Annotated in this window: 17 protein-coding genes; 2 read left to right on the forward strand and 15 right to left on the reverse strand. The window is 63.6% G+C overall.

All coding sequences use genetic code 11. The features are described 5' to 3' along the window. Positions 1 to 6: 6 nt before the first annotated feature. The gene (locus HYH08_RS21950; RefSeq protein WP_220011893.1) at positions 7 to 894 is read right to left on the reverse strand and encodes a dienelactone hydrolase family protein; all 888 of its coding nucleotides are present in this window, start codon (positions 892 to 894) and stop codon (positions 7 to 9) included. Between the two features lie 617 nt (positions 895 to 1,511). Here HYH08_RS21950 and HYH08_RS21955 point away from each other — a divergent pair. Further along, entirely contained in the window at positions 1,512 to 2,090 is a 579-nt protein-coding gene (locus HYH08_RS21955) for a MarR family winged helix-turn-helix transcriptional regulator (protein WP_220011894.1), read from the forward strand. Positions 2,091 to 2,103: 13 nt separating this feature from the next. Here HYH08_RS21955 and HYH08_RS21960 read toward each other — a convergent pair whose 3' ends face one another. Further along, entirely contained in the window at positions 2,104 to 3,042 is a 939-nt protein-coding gene (locus HYH08_RS21960) for a hypothetical protein (protein WP_220011895.1), read from the reverse strand. An 818-nt stretch (positions 3,043 to 3,860) separates the two neighbouring features. On the opposite strand from HYH08_RS21960, the gene HYH08_RS21965 reads away from it, so the two are divergent. Continuing rightward, entirely contained in the window at positions 3,861 to 4,631 is a 771-nt protein-coding gene (locus HYH08_RS21965; RefSeq protein ID WP_220011948.1) for a winged helix-turn-helix transcriptional regulator, read from the forward strand. Positions 4,632 to 4,840: 209 nt separating this feature from the next. On the opposite strand, the gene HYH08_RS21970 is transcribed toward HYH08_RS21965, so the two are convergent. The 13 genes from HYH08_RS21970 to HYH08_RS22030 all read right to left on the reverse strand — a co-directional run bounded on the left by HYH08_RS21970 (position 4,841) and on the right by HYH08_RS22030 (position 14,977). After that, complete coding sequence (locus HYH08_RS21970; protein WP_220011896.1) at positions 4,841 to 5,299, reverse strand: hypothetical protein; 459 nt, start codon at positions 5,297 to 5,299, stop codon at positions 4,841 to 4,843. Continuing rightward, positions 5,296 to 5,808 (reverse strand): flagellar biosynthesis protein FlgN, encoded by a 513-nt coding sequence (locus tag HYH08_RS21975; protein ID WP_220011897.1) that lies wholly within the window; start codon positions 5,806 to 5,808, stop codon positions 5,296 to 5,298. Before HYH08_RS21975 ends, HYH08_RS21970 begins: the two co-directional genes overlap by 4 nt. 39 nt (positions 5,809 to 5,847) lie before the next feature. Further along, entirely contained in the window at positions 5,848 to 6,327 is a 480-nt protein-coding gene (locus tag HYH08_RS21980) for a rod-binding protein (RefSeq protein WP_220011898.1), read from the reverse strand. Continuing rightward, positions 6,324 to 6,743, reverse strand: coding sequence for a hypothetical protein (locus HYH08_RS21985; protein ID WP_220011899.1), 420 nt, complete (start codon positions 6,741 to 6,743; stop codon positions 6,324 to 6,326). Before HYH08_RS21985 ends, HYH08_RS21980 begins: the two co-directional genes overlap by 4 nt. A gap of 6 nt (positions 6,744 to 6,749) precedes the next feature. After that, complete coding sequence (gene fliR, locus HYH08_RS21990; RefSeq protein ID WP_220011900.1) at positions 6,750 to 7,502, reverse strand: flagellar biosynthesis protein FliR; 753 nt, start codon at positions 7,500 to 7,502, stop codon at positions 6,750 to 6,752. Continuing rightward, entirely contained in the window at positions 7,499 to 9,580 is a 2,082-nt protein-coding gene (gene flhA / locus HYH08_RS21995; protein ID WP_220011901.1) for a flagellar biosynthesis protein FlhA, read from the reverse strand. Before flhA ends, fliR begins: the two co-directional genes overlap by 4 nt. A 77-nt stretch (positions 9,581 to 9,657) precedes the next feature. Continuing rightward, positions 9,658 to 9,924: a flagellar biosynthesis protein FliQ gene (gene fliQ, locus HYH08_RS22000; RefSeq protein WP_220011902.1), complete on the reverse strand. Its 267-nt coding sequence runs from the start codon at positions 9,922 to 9,924 to the stop codon at positions 9,658 to 9,660. Then, the gene (gene flgD / locus HYH08_RS22005) at positions 9,921 to 10,340 is read right to left on the reverse strand and encodes a flagellar hook assembly protein FlgD (protein WP_220011903.1); all 420 of its coding nucleotides are present in this window, start codon (positions 10,338 to 10,340) and stop codon (positions 9,921 to 9,923) included. Before flgD ends, fliQ begins: the two co-directional genes overlap by 4 nt. A gap of 14 nt (positions 10,341 to 10,354) precedes the next feature. After that, positions 10,355 to 10,777, reverse strand: coding sequence for a flagellar biosynthesis repressor FlbT (flbT, locus tag HYH08_RS22010; RefSeq protein ID WP_220011904.1), 423 nt, complete (start codon positions 10,775 to 10,777; stop codon positions 10,355 to 10,357). Continuing rightward, positions 10,777 to 11,121, reverse strand: a complete 345-nt coding sequence (gene flaF / locus HYH08_RS22015) for a flagellar biosynthesis regulator FlaF (RefSeq protein ID WP_220011905.1) — start codon at positions 11,119 to 11,121, stop codon at positions 10,777 to 10,779. Before flaF ends, flbT begins: the two co-directional genes overlap by 1 nt. Before the next feature lie 63 nt (positions 11,122 to 11,184). Further along, complete coding sequence (locus HYH08_RS22020) at positions 11,185 to 12,231, reverse strand: flagellar hook-associated family protein (RefSeq protein ID WP_220011906.1); 1,047 nt, start codon at positions 12,229 to 12,231, stop codon at positions 11,185 to 11,187. Positions 12,232 to 12,234: 3 nt separating this feature from the next. Next, on the reverse strand, positions 12,235 to 13,710 hold the full coding sequence (gene flgK, locus HYH08_RS22025) for a flagellar hook-associated protein FlgK (RefSeq protein WP_220011907.1): 1,476 nt from the start codon (positions 13,708 to 13,710) through the stop codon (positions 12,235 to 12,237). A 34-nt stretch (positions 13,711 to 13,744) separates the two neighbouring features. Next, entirely contained in the window at positions 13,745 to 14,977 is a 1,233-nt protein-coding gene (locus HYH08_RS22030; RefSeq protein WP_220011908.1) for a flagellar hook protein FlgE, read from the reverse strand. Between the last annotated feature and the right edge of the window lie 53 nt (positions 14,978 to 15,030).

The raw sequence follows: 15,030 nt of genomic DNA on the forward strand, positions 1-15,030 counted from the left end.
GAGGCGTCAGCTCAACACGCCATATTTCCTGAACCAGGCCTCCGCCTGCTTCCAGGCATCCTCCGCCGCGTCCTTGCGGTAGCTGCCGCGGTAATCGGCATGGAAGCCGTGCGGCGCCTCCGGATAGATCTTGAATTCGGCCGTCTTCTTGTTCTCCGCGAGTGCCGCCTTCATCTGCTCGACCTGGGTGACGGGAATGCCGGTATCGGCGCCGCCATAGAGGCCGAGCACCGGCGCCTTCATCTCAGGGGCGAGCTGCATCGGGCTCTTCGGCCACAGCGGATTGGCGGGGTCGACCACCGTGCCGTAGAACGCGACACCCGCCTTGAGCGCGCCGCTATGGGCGGCATATTCCCACACCGTGCGGCCGCCACGGCAGAAGCCGATGATGCCGAGCTTGGCGGTGTCGCCGCCCTGCGCGCCCGCCCAGGCCACCACCGCGTCGAGGTCCGAGAGCAGCTCGGCATCCGGTTTGGAATTGACGATCGGCAGCAGGTCCTTGATGTCGGTGATCTTGGTGAGGTCAGTGCCCTTGCGGAAATAATAGTCGGGCGCGATGGCGAAGGCGCCGAGCTTGGCGAGACGCCGCGTCACATCCTTGATGTATTCGTGCAGGCCGAAGATCTCCATCGCCACGATGATGACAGGCGCCTTGGTATTGCCGGCGGGGCGAGCGAAATAGGCGGGCATCTCCTCCGCGCCGACCTTGATCCTGGCCTCGCCGGCCTGGAGGCCGCTGGTGTCGGTTGTAATGGCCTCGGCACGGACCGGACCTGCCGCGAGCGTGTAGCCGGCGGCGACCGCCGCGGTGGCGCTCATGAATCCGCGGCGCGAGACCGGGGCGACCTTGGTCAGCCCGACGACATCGGATGTCATGGTGGTTTCGAAGCTCATCGGTAGGTCCCTTCCTGCTGCCTGCCATGGTCTCCCGGGGGCGACGCATTCGCCAATAGTTGCCCGGGAAAGGCAAATCACCAGCCTGCGAGCATGTTGCTCGCCGGCCTCATCCCTTCGTCGGCAAAAACCGATCGGGGCGCGCCGGCCGGGCAGATCCGATCGTGTGCGGGATTTAACCGCGTAGCTGCGCTGCGACGCAACATCCATTAACTGAAAATTGCGGTTCTCCCCCCGCACCTCACCCGGTCGCGAGTTGCAGAGATGCCGCCTCTTCGCAGAATTGAAACGCGTCGGCGCAACAAATGGGCTGCACAGTGACTGCCACGACACATCATGTTGCACGGATGCTGCGCGCTGTCGGGATCCTGCAAGCGAAGCGCGGACATTTGACTGAAATTTTCAGAAGAGTTGAGCGGCTCGATTTACTCGAACTTTCTTTGTGACGCTCTAGTTGCACGGCCGGAAGTTCCCTCCGGGAAACCAGGAAGCAGCTTCTCACACGCGGTCCACCGTCCGGCCACGGATGAAGGATCGCGCGAGAGCTTCATTGTCGTCCACCAGATTGCGCTGCCCAAGGCTCAATTGAATAAAGCTTTATACGACCTGGAACCGAAATGAATTTGGCTCGCGAATCGATTGAACTGTTGGAGCAGGTCGCGCGGATCCTGTGGTTCGAAGGCACCAAGCACGGCTTGCGCGACCGCGAATGGATGGCGCTGCGTTTTCTCTCGCGCGCCAACCGGTTTTCCCGCACGCCCTCGGCGCTCGCGAGTTATGTCGGCACGACGCGCGGCACCGCCTCGTTCATCATCGGCGAGCTCGAGCGGCTCGGCTATATCGAGCGGAAGCGTTCGGCCAAGGACAAGCGATCGGTGATGCTCAGCGTCACGCAGCAGGGCAAGAAGTTCCTGGCGCGCGACCCCGTCAACGTTCTGGTCGAAGCGATCGCCGTCCTCGATGACGAGGCTAAAATCCGCTTCCGCGACGCGCTCCGGCACGTGCTCGACCAATCGGACGCCGCCGAGCAACGGCACCATACCGACGTCTGCAAGCGCTGCATCTTCCTTCGCGAAGATCGCACCATCGCGGACGGCAAGACCGCGGTCGAGTTCAGCTGCCGCCTGTTCCGCGCCCCGATCGCGGAGCCGGAGATCGAACTGCTATGCACCAGCTTCGAGCATCACCGCCAATAGACGACTTCGCCGATCAGGGCGTCGCCTTGCGCGACGAATAGATGACACCGCCGCTGGACTCCACCACCAGCCGCCCGTTCTCGTTCCTGATCTCCTCAATGCGGCCGAGACCAGGCACCTGCTGTCCCAGCACCACCTCGATGACGCCGTTCGGGCTCTGCAGGATCGCGATCCCCTCATAAGCCTGGCGGACCGACCAGCCCTTGACCGGTTTTCGCGGCGCCGACGGAGGCACCGACCCGGTGATCTCGGGGGAAGCGAGCTGTGCCATCATCGGCGGAGCCGGGGATGGCTGCGATTGCACCGCTGCCGGCGCCGGCGTCTGGGCCTGCGCCAGGGCGAGCTTGTCGAGCTTCGCGGTCGAGGACGAGCTGGCCCGTTCGATACGGTCGAGATTCTCTCCGAACCTGCCGAACCGGTCGTTGGTCGCCTTGCTCGATTGATCGACCGCGGTGCGCAAGCCGTCGAGATTTTCGGACACGCCCGCGACCTGCTTGCGCAACTGCGCCACGGTCTCGCGCAGATTCCTGATCTCCATATTGGCCGCAACACTGCTCTGGCCGGGCTGCGTGGTGGTGAGATAGGCGATCACGCCGGTGCAGGCGCACACCACCAGAATCGCGGCGACCGCCAGCGTCGCGAGCGGCGCGACCCATGTCGGACGGGGCGGCGGCGGCTTGGCCACGATCACGGCCGGCTTGATCACGGTCGGCGCAGGCTTGGGTATCGCCATCTTGTCGAGACGCGCCTTGGCGCGGATGCGCTTCAATCCCTCGAGTGCTTCCTTTGCGAGCGTCTCGTCGTTCGACGCAGGCGACATACGCTTTGCGTTGGCTGCGGGCTTCGCCGCTTGCGTCGTGTTGTCCTTGGTCGTGCGTTGCTCCGGAGCCGGCTTCGCCGCCGCGGAAACATCGGCGGTCGCACCGGGACGAGCTTGTCCATCGGACAACATGTGAAATGCTCCGTTCGCTTCGATCTCTTGAGTGACGAATTTATTTGTCGAAGCTTGCCTGAAACGTGCGCATCAAAAACGTTTCAGCGCGCGCGAAGCGACGTCGCATGAGCGAAACGCGCCACGCACGTGGCAAGAGTGCGACTCGAAAGACACACCCTCGCCAAGATTTCGCCAGGCTGGAGTCTTCTTGCCGTACATGAGTCGAATTGCCGCATGTGGACATCCGGTGGACAAAGTCAATTCGGGGTTGAAAACCCCCGCCTGCGCGTGACTCGCAACACCACCCAAAACAGCTGCAATTATACAGGGATGCGGAACTATAGAACCGTCACGGTGCAAAACTAATTCGAAAACCAAATCAACTGATGCGAACAAATATACAAAGAAACAACTCGAAACAAACAAACAGCATCAAACACACGTAGCAATCGCTTTGTTTCGCACGCTTGATCGGAAATCGGCAATTGTTACGGTCCTACTCAAGTGATTCTCGCCAGTTGGCGAGGAGATCGGCAAGGTTCAGTAGCGTTCGGGCGCGACAAGCAACTTGACGCAACTGTTCTAGGTAGCCGTCTCAACCGCCCCGCGAGGTGATCCGTAAGACACCCGCCGGGCCTCACGCAGTAAGCGTTCAGTATCGAGTCGAAGTAACAGGCCCGCGCAGGTGGGCACTGAATGCGTAGGGCTGCCCGCGAATATCGAAACCATAACAACGGTTCGCGGGATGGGAAATATCGTCAAACAGCATGGTCGCCGAGCCGGGCATCACACCAACCATCCGGCCGCGACAAGTGCGAAACAGGGGCGAAAGACTGATGTATATTATCGTTGATGATCGCGAGAGCGTCACGAACAGCTACGTTGGAGGGCTCGTTCGCGAAGGTGTCTCGTCGATCGGATTCTCCTCCGGAGAATTCTGGGACTGGCTGCAGTCTGCGAGTGAATCGGACCTGGCGGCGGTCGACGCTTTCCTCCTCGGGGATTGCGACGCTCGCGGAACCCTGCCACGCGCGATGCGCAAGCGCTCTGCGGCGCCGATCATCGCCATGAGCGGCCAGAAGATGCTCAAGAACACGCTGGAGCTGTTCGAATCGGGCGTCGATGACGTCGTCCACGTGCCTGTCCATTTGCGTGAGATCCTTGCCCGGACGGCCGCGATCGCGCGTCGCCGGGTGGGCGAACTGCCGAGGCCCTGCGAGACCAGGATCCAGGTCTTCTTCAACGGGCGTGACCCCGAGATCGCGGGCCACGCCCTCACCCTGCCCCGCCGCGAGCTGCGCATTCTCGAATATATGGTCAGCAACCACGGCAAGTGGGTCACCAAGACGCAGATCTTCAACGCGGTCTACGGCATCTTCGAGTCCACCTTCGACGAGAGCGTGATCGAAAGCCACGTCAGCAAGCTGCGCAAGAAACTTCGCGACCGCCTCGGCTTCGATGCGATCGTGGCGAGGCGTTACGTCGGATACCGCCTCAACATCCCTGCAGGCGAGACCCTCGACGTGCCGATGCAGGATCTCGACGAGGTCGGCATCCTCCTCAACAATGCGCACGTCGCACCGGCCGCCTATCCGGCCGGAAACTGACGGCAAAAGCCCTCACAAACGGACAACGGCCTCTGCGAAGCACCTTCGCGGAGGCCGTTGCACATCAGGGGGCGGGATCGCGGCACGCAGCTTGCAGCGGCGCCAAGGGGCAGCAGCGCGAAGGCGCGACGCAACGCGCATCGCACCTCAAGTCTTCGTGCGGGCATGAGCGGTCCGGAAGGCCGGGGGCTCGCCTGTCCGGCGGAGCTTTACGGCTTCGACTGGAATTCTTCCTTCGAGACGTAATTGAAGTCCTCGACCAGGACGTCCTGGACGACGTCGGCCTGCATCCGCTCGTTAACACGCTGCTTGATGGCCGTGGTGAGGATGGAGAGGTCGTAACGGGCGAGCTTCCTGAAATCGAGCCGGTCGTCTGCATAGATCCTGCGGAAGGCCTCGTCGACCACGAACGGCTCCGGCGGCACGTTGAGCTGGTGCATCACCTTGGCTTCTACGGTGTAGACGAAGCGCGCGACGATGTAGCCCTGCACGCTGCCGTTCTCGACCATGGGCACGCTCAGCGCCCGCGTCTTCTGGTATTGCAGCCCGTCGAGATACGCGTCCTTGGCCGGCAGCAGGCTGCCGTTTTCCTTCCAATAGGCCACGGCATAGCTCGTGCCTGCCGTGAGGATGCAGACCCAGAGCCCGGCCAGAACGAGTCTGATCATTTTCCGTCCTGCGCTGTGCGACCGGTATAGGTGCCGTCCGACTCGGCGTCCTTGATCGCCTTGACGATGATGGAGGCGACCTCGCGCACCGCATCGTAGTGCATCTCGAGGAGCGAACGATTGCGCTCGAGCTTCTCACGCAAGCGCTGGATCTCCTCGGTGACCTCGGCCTCGGCGCCAAGATGCATCCGCGCCCGCATCAGGCGGACGAATTCGAGCATGCTCCGGCTCTTGCGGGCGCTGAAATCGTCGAAATCGATCTTCTTGCCCGTCGCGAGCGCCGCCGTCTCCTCCTCGACGATGCCCGCGAGCCGGCGGATTGACGCCAGCAGGCCGCGCACCTCGTCGGACCGCTCCGCCTCCGTGCCGTTGATCACCGCCTCGCTGCCGACATTCGGCACCAGAACGGGCAACAGCGCATCGCTCGATGCAGCTTCCGTCGTCATCGCCTCGGTGTCCACGACCGGCTGCTCCATCACCAGGGCCACCGCGCCTTCTTGTGCCTGCATAGGAAATTCACCCCTCAACTTCTGTCACCCATTCCCTGATCATGATCCGACCTTCGCCGTCACGGCCGGTTCCGTCGGATGCGCGGCGAGCTGCTTGGCAATGCCAATGCCCTTGCCCTTCGCCAGCTGGTTACCAAGCTGCTCGGCCAGCATCGACTTCCACACGCCGCCGGCAGTCCCCTTGCCGAACACCTCCTCGGACTCCTTCGGCAGCATCGTCTCGACGAAGGTCTGGAGGATGAAGGCTTCGAACTTGCGATAGACCTCGTCCGGGCCGGGCTTCTTGATCACCTGCACCGGCGGCCCGTTCACAGCCGTCGACTGCGTCTCGGCAAGCTGGGCCGGGGATTGATCGGCGGCCGCCGCTCTGGCCTTGCTCGCTTCGGCGTCCATCGTGGTGGCGAAATCGGTGTCCGACGATTTCAGCGCATCGAGCTTCGCGGTCGCGGCGCGCTGCGCGACGGGGTCGGCCGCCTCGAGGACGTCGAGAACGAGGTCGGAGGTCGCTGTCACGATCATGTCTTGTTCCGGCTGGCTGGCCGTGGCGTCCACTCGCGCACGGCAGGGCTTATTCCCGTCATCTCTTCGAGCGCGCGCTTTTCCGCATCGCGAAGCTTGTCCGCAAGCGCCGCATTGGCGACTACCTGGAGCTGCTTGACGCGGCGCGTCTCGGTGCGAACCTGGTCGAGCTGCCGCGAAGCCTGCTCCTTCACCGCGCGCACCCCGACGCTCGTCCTGTTGAGACGCCGCGCGATCGAGTCGCTCGACGACCCCGCCGGCGGCTTGCCCCCGTTGAGGGCTCCGACCAGCCATTCCTGCTCGTCCTGCAAGCTTTGCTCCTGCTGCCGCAGGTGGACGAGCTGCCATTCGGCCAGCCGAAGCTGGAGCTTCACCAGCGAGACCATCCGACCGAGCTTGTCCGCGCGCGACTTCATGGCAGGTCATTCCGCCAGCGACGAGGCGACGCCGAGCGTGAACTGCGTCAGGAGCTCGTCGCTGATGAGGTAGAGCAGCAGGAAGCCCCCGAACAGCACGAAGGGCACCGAGACGAAGTAGACCGGAATCGATGGCGTCAGCTTGTTGATCAGGCCGACCGCGAGGTTGACGATGATGGAATAGACGATGAAGGGGCTCGCGATCCGCACCGTCAGCACGAACGCTTCCGAGAGGTGGCCGACGAGCTGGTCCAGCGGCATGCTGCCGCTGAGCCTGCTGCCGGGCTGCCAGACGTCGTAGGAATTCATCAACCCGCGCAGCACTTGCCAGTGCTGGTCGGTCATGAAGAACAGCGTGGTGACCGACGCCATGATCAGCGGCACCAGGGCCGGCGCAGGATCGGTGTCGGCAACCGGCGTGCCGGGGATGCTGCTCAGTCCGATCGCACTCGCCATCACGGTCGCCATGGTCTGGAGTGCCAGGAAGAACACGCGCCCGCCGAGGCCGATGACGCTGCCAACCACGATCTCGGAGCCGATCAGCAAGGCCAGCGCCAGCGGCGCCACGTTCTCGGTCAGGGGTTTCAGGACCGCAATCAGGATCGGCGTCAGCGCAAACGTCGTGACGAGCGCGATGAACAGGCGGATCTGCACCGGGACGTTGAGGCTGGAATAGCCGGGCACGAACATCAGGCAGGCGCCAATGCGGCAGAACACGATGAACGTGACCAGCACGCTGTCGGCGAGGCCGCTGATCACGAGATGGCTCCGAGCGCCCTGATCTCGGCGCTGCGCGCGACCTCGACATGGGACAGGATCGGCAATGTCGGGAACACCCGCTCCAGGATCATCCGGACATAGGGACGGGCTTCGGGGGTCACCGCCAGCACCACGCTGGTGCCGTTGTCGGTGAACTTGCGGATCGCGGTGCTGGCTTCCGTCGCGAACTGCTCGATCAGGCGCGGATCGGCGTCGAACTCGACGACGTCGCCCTTGGCGTCGCGCTTCAGGCTCTGGTGGAACGCGAGGTCCCAGCGATTGCCGAGGCGGACCACGTTGAGCACGCCGTTGTCGGAGAGGTCGCCGCAGATCTGCTGGGCAAGACGCGTGCGCACGTGCTCGGCGACCTGCTCGGAGCGCCGCACATGGGGCGCGATCTCGGCGACCGCCTCGAGGATCAGATGGAGGTTGCGGATCGAGACGCGCTCGGCGAGCAGGATCTTCAGGATCGCCAGCAGGCCCGAATAGGAGATCTGCGACGGGCAGAGATCCTCGACCAGGCGCTTGTACTCGGGATCGAGGCGGTCGAGCAGACCGCGCATGTCCTTGTAGGACAGCAGCTGGGCCAGGTTGGCCCGGATCACTTCGCTCAGATGCGTGAGCAGAACCGACAGATTGTCGACCGGCTTGCAACCCTGCCGTTTGACCTCGTCGGTGAAGGCTTCCGTCACCCACAGCGCCTTCATGCCGAAGGCGGGCTCGATCACCTCTTCGCCGGGCACATCGGGCTTGCCGTCCTTGTCGACCAGCACCAGCACCTCGCCGAGCCGGAGCTCGCCATGGGCGACACGCGTGTCGTGAATCCGGATCTGGTATCCCTTCGGATCGATCGACAGATTGTCGGTCAGCTTGATCTCGGGAATGACGAAGCCGTACTGCTTGGCGAACTTCTTGCGGATCTTGGCCACGCGGTGGGCGAGTTCGGTGCGCGAGCCCAGCATATGGACCGACAGGTGGCTGCCGAGCGAGAGCTCGATCTCGGCGGTCCTCAGCGATTCCTTGACGGAGTCCTTGGCCTCGGCCTGGGCGCGCTCGTCGGCCTTGCGGGCCTCTTCCTTCTGCTTCAGGGCCGCCTGCCGCTTCGGCAGCGAGTAGCCGACAAAGGCCATGACGCCGCCGAGCAGCACGAAGGGCGCCATCGGCAACCCCGGCATCAAGGCAAGCACGAACATCATCAGCGCGGCGGCCGACACGGCGCGCGGATAGCCGCCGAGCTGGCGCAGAACGGCCTGCTCCGCCGACCCCCTGGTGCCGCCCTTCGAGACCAGCAGGCCCGCCGACAGCGAGACGATGAGGGCCGGCATCTGCGACACCAGACCGTCGCCGACCGAGAGCTTGGTGTAGACGTCGGCGGCGCGCGACAGCGTCAGGCCGTGATGGGTGACACCGATGACGATGCCGCCGAAAATGTTGATCGCGGTAATGATCAGGCCGGCAATGGCGTCGCCGCGGACGAATTTGGAGGCACCGTCCATGGCGCCGAAGAAGGCGCTTTCCTCCTCGAGCTCGCGACGGCGGCGCTGGGCTTCCTTGTCGTCGATCAGGCCCGCCGACAGATCGGCGTCGATCGCCATCTGCTTGCCGGGGATGGCATCCAGGGTGAAGCGCGCACCGACTTCGGCGATACGCGTCGCACCCTTGGTGATCACGACGAAATTCACCGTGACCAGGATCGCGAAGATGATCAGACCGATGACGAAGTCGCCGCCCATCACGAACTTCGAGAAGCCGGCGACGACGTGGCCGGCGGCCTGCTCGCCCTCCCCGCCACGCGACAGGATCAGGCGGGTGGTGGCGATGTTGAGCGCCAGGCGCAGGATGGTCGCGATCAGCAGTACGGTCGGGAAGGCCGAGAAATCCAGCGGCCGCTGGATCCACAGCGCGACCATCAGGATCAGCGCCGACAACGCGATCGAGAAGGCAAGGCCGAGGTCGATCAGGATCGGCGGGATCGGCAGGAACAGGATCGTGAGCATGGCCACGATACCGCCTGCGAAGAAGGCGTCCGCCCCGAGACGGCGGGGGCTGGGCAGGCTAGCAGCTAACGTATCGGCCATGGGTCACCGGCAGGGGGTCCGCCCGGTAATCTGCCCCGCAAAGCTTACGCGAGGGTGGTGGCCGCCGGAGCCGCGGCTCAGAAGCCGCGCTCGATATGCGAATAGACCATCTCGGTGAAGGTGGAGAGATGGGCACCGATAAAGGAACCGGAGATGGCCACGACCACGAGAATGACGATGATCTTCGGGACGAAGGTCAGCGTCATTTCCTGGATCTGCGTCAGCGCCTGCATCAGTGCGATGAGCGTGCCGACCAGCATCGCCGAACCGACCGCGGGCCCGCAGGCAACGATGATGGTCCAGATCGCCGCCTGGACGATGTCGAGGGCGTCCCGCTCGTTCATGACTGGCTGATCGTGAGGCCGGGTCCGACGGCGACCTTGGTGCCGTCCGCGAGGGTCGCGATCGAACCGTCGCTGTTGATGGCGATCGATGTCACCTTGCCGCTGAAGGTCGCGCCGGTCGAGTCGGTGAAGCTGACCGTCTTTCCGATCAACGCATCGGCCTGCGACAGCGACTGCGAGGACAGCAGCGAATCCAGCTTGTTGTTGGTCTGCATCGCCTGCTCGACCGACGACAGCTGCGCGAACTGGCTCATATATTGCGAGGTGTCCATCGGGTTGGTCGGATCCTGGTTCTTCATCTCGGCGATGAGGAGCTGAAGAAACGTGTTGTAGTCGACACCGGTGCTCGACGTGGAGTTCGACGTATTGGTCGAATTGGACTTGCTCGTGCTGTCGGTCGCGCTGGAAACGTTCATGTGCCTCTCCGCTGTCACGCAGCTTCGGATGGGGTATTGGTCTCGACGTCGGTCTTGGCGCCGGCCAGGATGGCCTCCTCGACCGGAAACAGCGCCCGGATCCGCTTGAGCGCCTCGAAGTAACGCGTCGTACCGACCAGCTCGTTGACCGCGGCGAGCCCCTCGAGCATCTCGCGGTTCTCGCATACTGCGACCAGGGCCGCGTGATGCTGCGCGTACAGCGTCGAGGCATCGCGGACATCGGTCGGGTTCATCAGCATGAGCTGGACGATGAAATAGAGCTGCCGCAACGCCGTGGTGGCATCGGAGGCCTGCATGACCTGCCCTTCGAGCAGGAACATCACGTCGTTGACGAGTTCGACGGAGACCTTGCGATCGACGCGCAGCACCGCGCCGTTGATGTAGATCCGTTCGCCCGCCCGCAAGGAGATCTTCATTACAGGGCGTCTCGGATCATGCGATTGATTTCGATCAGCTGCACCACGTCGTTCGACTTCTCCTCGCGAAGGCGATCGGCCTCCTTGACCACCCATAGGCCGATCGAGATGATGTCGGCGCGCAGCTTCTCGGGAAGCCCGTTTTCCGGATGCGCGAGATCCTCGATGAAGATGGTCCACAACCGCCGGACGTAGAGCAGGCTCTGAACCTGGTCCTCGAAGCTATAGCGTCCACTCTGGAGCCGCTCGAGCCGGTCGATGCCGAGGCTGAGCGCCTGGCGCTCGCGGCCCCGCGCCTCGTAGCCGCTGTCTTCAACGACGGTTTCGTAGGCTTCAAAAGTCATCCGGACAACTCTGCGCAGGAAATCGAAAACAGGACAAGGTTACGAGGCCGGGCGGGCCGCGGCTTAGAGATAGTTGATCAGGCTGATCTTCTGGAGCTGCGAGGTCAGCGCGAGCGCCGTCTGGATCTGGGTCTGCAGCGTATTGACGCGCACCGACGCTTCGGCCGGGTCGACCTTCTCCAGACCGACGATCTGGTTGTTGAGGATATCCTGCTGCGTCTTGAGCTTGTCGGTGGCGGAGGTGATCCGCTGCTGAACCGTGCCGAGATCCCCGCCGAGTGTCGCAAGATCCGTGATGGCGTTGCCGACGAGGCCAATGGCCTTGTCGACGACGACCTGGAAGGTCGACTGGTCGAGGTTGGCATTCCCCAGATCAGCCATCATCGTATAGGCCTCGGCGAGCTTGCGGAAGGCGGGCCCGTTGGCGCTGGCGGACGTATCGGCGATCTCGGTCGTCGAGATACGGCTCTGCATCACCTGGTCGGTGGCCGACGACCAATTGGTGTTCCAGGCCGGGCTCGCGAACTCGGCATCGAAAGTGGTGTCGAGGAACGTCTTCATCTGGGCCGGCGTAATGTTCTTCACGTTGGGCGAGGACTGCGAGAAGCCGAAAGTCGCGAGGAAATCGGCATCGACCTGGTTCTTGCTGGCCGAACCTGGGGCATAGGCCGTGACCGGCGCATTCTGCGTGTTGATGCCGGCGAACAGGTACGAGCCGTTATAGGAGACGTTCAGCGCGCCGATCAGATCCTGGAGGTTGGAGGTCGCTGGCGGCAGGATGATCCGGCCGCCGCCGTCGGTGCTGCGGGCGGCAATCAGGTCCTTGAGGAAGTCCGTTGCGGTCGTGCCGAGCTGGGTGATCCGGCTCTGCGTGATGTCCAGACGTCCCGCGACGAGCCCGTTGGTATCGACGAGCTGATCGGCGAAGCTGAGGTCCGCCCGCAGGGTGAGGTCGCTTCCCGTGGTGGCACCGAGCTCGAGGCCGACGTCGGCGAAGCGGCCGGTGGTCGCCTCCGTCGAGGCCTTGCTCAGCAAGGCCTGGTTGTTCGTGATCGAGGACCTCAACGACGAAGACAACATCAAGGTCGAGATGTAGTTCGCGCTCATCATGGCTTAATTCCCCACGGCAGCCAGCAGGCTCTGCAGCATTTGGTCGACGGTCGAGATGATCTTCGACGAGGCCGAATAAGTGCGCTCGACCTGGAGCATCAGGGACATCTCGTCGTCCATGTTGACGCCGCTGACGTTCGACAGCGCCGCCGTGCTGCGGTCGAGCAGCGTTTTCTGGTAGGTGACGTTGGAGTCCGCGGTCTTGCGCTGGTTTTCGATCCAGCTCGACGACGACGACGCGTAGTCGATCAGGCTGCCGCTCGGCTTGCCTTGTGTGGCTGGATCGAACGGCTGCGCCGCGTCCATACCGCCGATGAGCTGTTGCAGCCGCGCGGAGTAGCCGCCGTTGCCGGCGGTGTTGTATTGGTATGCTGCGTTGCCGCTGATCGCACCGTCGCGCAACAGATTGGGGTTGCCGCCCTGCGCCGGATCGACCGACGCCGCGACGCTAATCAGCCCGGCAAGGCCGACCGAGACGGTGGCGCTCGCGGGCATCGCCGGCGCGCCCGGATAGGTGAAGAGACCGGGAACGTCGGGCAGCGCCGCGGCGGTCTGATCGCTTTCCCTGAAGGTGTTGATCAGGCCGCGCGCGATTTCGTCGAGTTGGCTCTGATAGGTGACGGTGTCCTGGTCGCGCAGCTGGGCAAGGCCAGCAAGCTTGCCGGACTTCAGCGGCATCACCGAATTGGCGCCGGTCACCGGTATGCCGTCGACATAGACCGCATTGCCGGTGGTGCCGGCCGAATAGATGTTGATGGGCGCGAAGCTCACCGTACGCGCCGTCTTGTCGAACAGGACGGCGCCACTGTCGGTGTAGAGCGCCGCGTCGCCGTTGGGACGGAGCGACATCGAGACGCCGAGCTCCTGCGACAGCTGCGAGACGATGTTATCGCGCTGGTCGAGGTAGTCGGTGACGTCGTCGCCGGAGACCGTGCCCTTCACGATCTCGGTGTTCACGGTCTGGAACTGGGAGAGCAGCTGATTGATGTTCTGAACCGACACCTTCATGTCGGCATCGGCGTTCTCACGGACCGACTGCACGGTCTGGGTCGCCTGGTTGAGCGCGGTCGCCATGTCCTTGGCGGATGTGACCGCCGCCTGTGCCAGCGTGGTATTGTCCGGCGCGTTGGCATATTGCTGCAGCGCCTTCTTCAGCGCATTGAGCTGCGCCGTCGGCGACTGGTCGAGCTCCGTATCGTCCACCGTGGCGGATGCGATCTGCTGGAGACCGTCATAGATCGCGCTCTGCTTGGCCGACGACGAGGTCGCGACCAGGACGTTGTTGTAGAGACCCGAGCTGGCGGCGCGCTGGATCGCCGCGACATAGACGCCGGCCCCCGGCAGGTTGTCCAGCACGGCGATCTTGCGCGAATAGCCGGTTGCGCTGGCACCGGCGATGTTGCGCGAGATCGTCGATGACTGGATGCCCGACGCCATGAGCGAGGCGCGAGCGGAGTCGAGAGCAGCGGTAAGGGACATGATCTACTCTTGCCCGGGATGAGCGCCGAAGGATTCAGCGTTTCAAGTTGACGACGACGTCGAGCAAGTCGGCGCCGGTCTGGAACGATTTCGAGTTTGCGGTGAAGCCGCGCTGCGCCTCGATCATTCCGGTGAGCTCGTCCGCGAGATCGACGTTGGACTCTTCCAGGGCGCCGGACTGAACCGTGCCGAGCCCGCCAGTGCCGGCATTCGCGGCCTGCGCATTGCCGGAATTCATGTTGGTCGAATAGACGTTGCCAGGCTCGGGCGTGAGATTGTCCGGGCTCGCGACGTCGGCAAGCATGACCGTGTAGAGCGTCAGTTGCTGTCCGTTCTTGAGGGTCGCCGTCACGTGGCCCGCATCGTCGACGTCGACCTTGTCGATGGCCGAAGGAACACTGCCATTGACGGTGGCCTTGAAGCTGAAGTCGGTTCCGACCTGCGTCATGTTCGAAAGGTTCATGGTCATCGCCGCACCGCCGGGGACGGTGAAGGAGAGACTGGTCGGGCTCGCCGCGGCCAGCGCGCCCTTGCCGGTTGCCGTCGTATCGAAGGTGAAAGTGGTGGCAGGGGCGAGCGACGCACCTGTCGCGGAGTCATAGACCTGAACCTGCCAGGTGTCCGAACCGGCGGCGGTCGCCGTGTGGGACATGTAGACGTCGAGCGTAACGGCCTGACCGATATTGTTGTAGGCGACGATGGAGCTCTTCGATGAATATGACGCCGGTCCGGGCGGACCGGCGATGACAGCCGCCTTGGGGTCCAGATTGCCGGTCGTGAGCGTCCCCGCCGTCGACGGCACGGGCACCTGCGAAACCTGGGCGACGTTGACGATCTGCATGCCGGATAGGCTGTTCTGCGAAAAATTGGAGACGTTACCCGGCTGACCCAGGAGGTAGTAGCCGGCCGCGTTGACCAGATTGCCCTGGCTGTCCGGCACGAACGAGCCGGCGCGCGTCAGATATTGCTGCGTGTTGTTGGCGTTCGAGACCACGAAGAACCCGTTGCCCTGGACACGGAGATCCGTGGTCGACGTGGTGAACTGCGTACCGCCGGAGTCGCTGATGGCATAGCGGACGGTCGTCTCGACGGCGCCCGAGTCGTAATTGCCGGAGCCGCTCTTCAGGATCAGCGACGAGAACTCCGTCGATGCCCGCTTGTAGCCGGTCGTGTTGACGTTCGCGATGTTGTCCGAAACCGTCGACAGCTTGTTGGACTGCGAGTTCATTCCGGAAACACCGGTGCGCATAACACCATACAGGCTCATGGATTAGGCTCCTTTGACAGGTTCAAGCTACAATGCGGGTTCTTGCTTGCGCG

This window comes from Bradyrhizobium sp. BR 10289 (assembly GCF_019455385.1).
Taxonomy (GTDB): domain Bacteria; phylum Pseudomonadota; class Alphaproteobacteria; order Rhizobiales; family Xanthobacteraceae; genus Bradyrhizobium.

Excerpts from the sequence above, each read along its gene's own strand:
- flgD (WP_220011903.1), bottom strand. The coding sequence starts at position 10,340 with ATGAACGTTTCCAGCGCGACCGACAGCACGAGCAAGTCCAATTCGACC.
- HYH08_RS21960 (WP_220011895.1), bottom strand. The coding sequence starts at position 3,042 with ATGTTGTCCGATGGACAAGCTCGTCCCGGTGCGACCGCCGATGTTTCC.
- HYH08_RS21950 (WP_220011893.1), bottom strand. The coding sequence starts at position 894 with ATGAGCTTCGAAACCACCATGACATCCGATGTCGTCGGGCTGACCAAG.
- flgK (WP_220011907.1), bottom strand. The coding sequence starts at position 13,710 with ATGTCCCTTACCGCTGCTCTCGACTCCGCTCGCGCCTCGCTCATGGCG.
- HYH08_RS21955 (WP_220011894.1), top strand. The coding sequence starts at position 1,512 with ATGAATTTGGCTCGCGAATCGATTGAACTGTTGGAGCAGGTCGCGCGG.
- HYH08_RS22030 (WP_220011908.1), bottom strand. The coding sequence starts at position 14,977 with ATGAGCCTGTATGGTGTTATGCGCACCGGTGTTTCCGGAATGAACTCG.
- HYH08_RS22020 (WP_220011906.1), bottom strand. The coding sequence starts at position 12,231 with ATGATGAGCGCGAACTACATCTCGACCTTGATGTTGTCTTCGTCGTTG.
- HYH08_RS21965 (WP_220011948.1), top strand. The coding sequence starts at position 3,861 with ATGTATATTATCGTTGATGATCGCGAGAGCGTCACGAACAGCTACGTT.
- HYH08_RS21975 (WP_220011897.1), bottom strand. The coding sequence starts at position 5,808 with ATGCAGGCACAAGAAGGCGCGGTGGCCCTGGTGATGGAGCAGCCGGTC.
- HYH08_RS21980 (WP_220011898.1), bottom strand. The coding sequence starts at position 6,327 with ATGATCGTGACAGCGACCTCCGACCTCGTTCTCGACGTCCTCGAGGCG.
- flaF (WP_220011905.1), bottom strand. The coding sequence starts at position 11,121 with ATGACTTTTGAAGCCTACGAAACCGTCGTTGAAGACAGCGGCTACGAG.
- HYH08_RS21970 (WP_220011896.1), bottom strand. The coding sequence starts at position 5,299 with ATGATCAGACTCGTTCTGGCCGGGCTCTGGGTCTGCATCCTCACGGCA.
- flbT (WP_220011904.1), bottom strand. The coding sequence starts at position 10,777 with ATGAAGATCTCCTTGCGGGCGGGCGAACGGATCTACATCAACGGCGCG.
- HYH08_RS21985 (WP_220011899.1), bottom strand. The coding sequence starts at position 6,743 with ATGAAGTCGCGCGCGGACAAGCTCGGTCGGATGGTCTCGCTGGTGAAG.
- fliQ (WP_220011902.1), bottom strand. The coding sequence starts at position 9,924 with ATGAACGAGCGGGACGCCCTCGACATCGTCCAGGCGGCGATCTGGACC.
- flhA (WP_220011901.1), bottom strand. The coding sequence starts at position 9,580 with ATGGCCGATACGTTAGCTGCTAGCCTGCCCAGCCCCCGCCGTCTCGGG.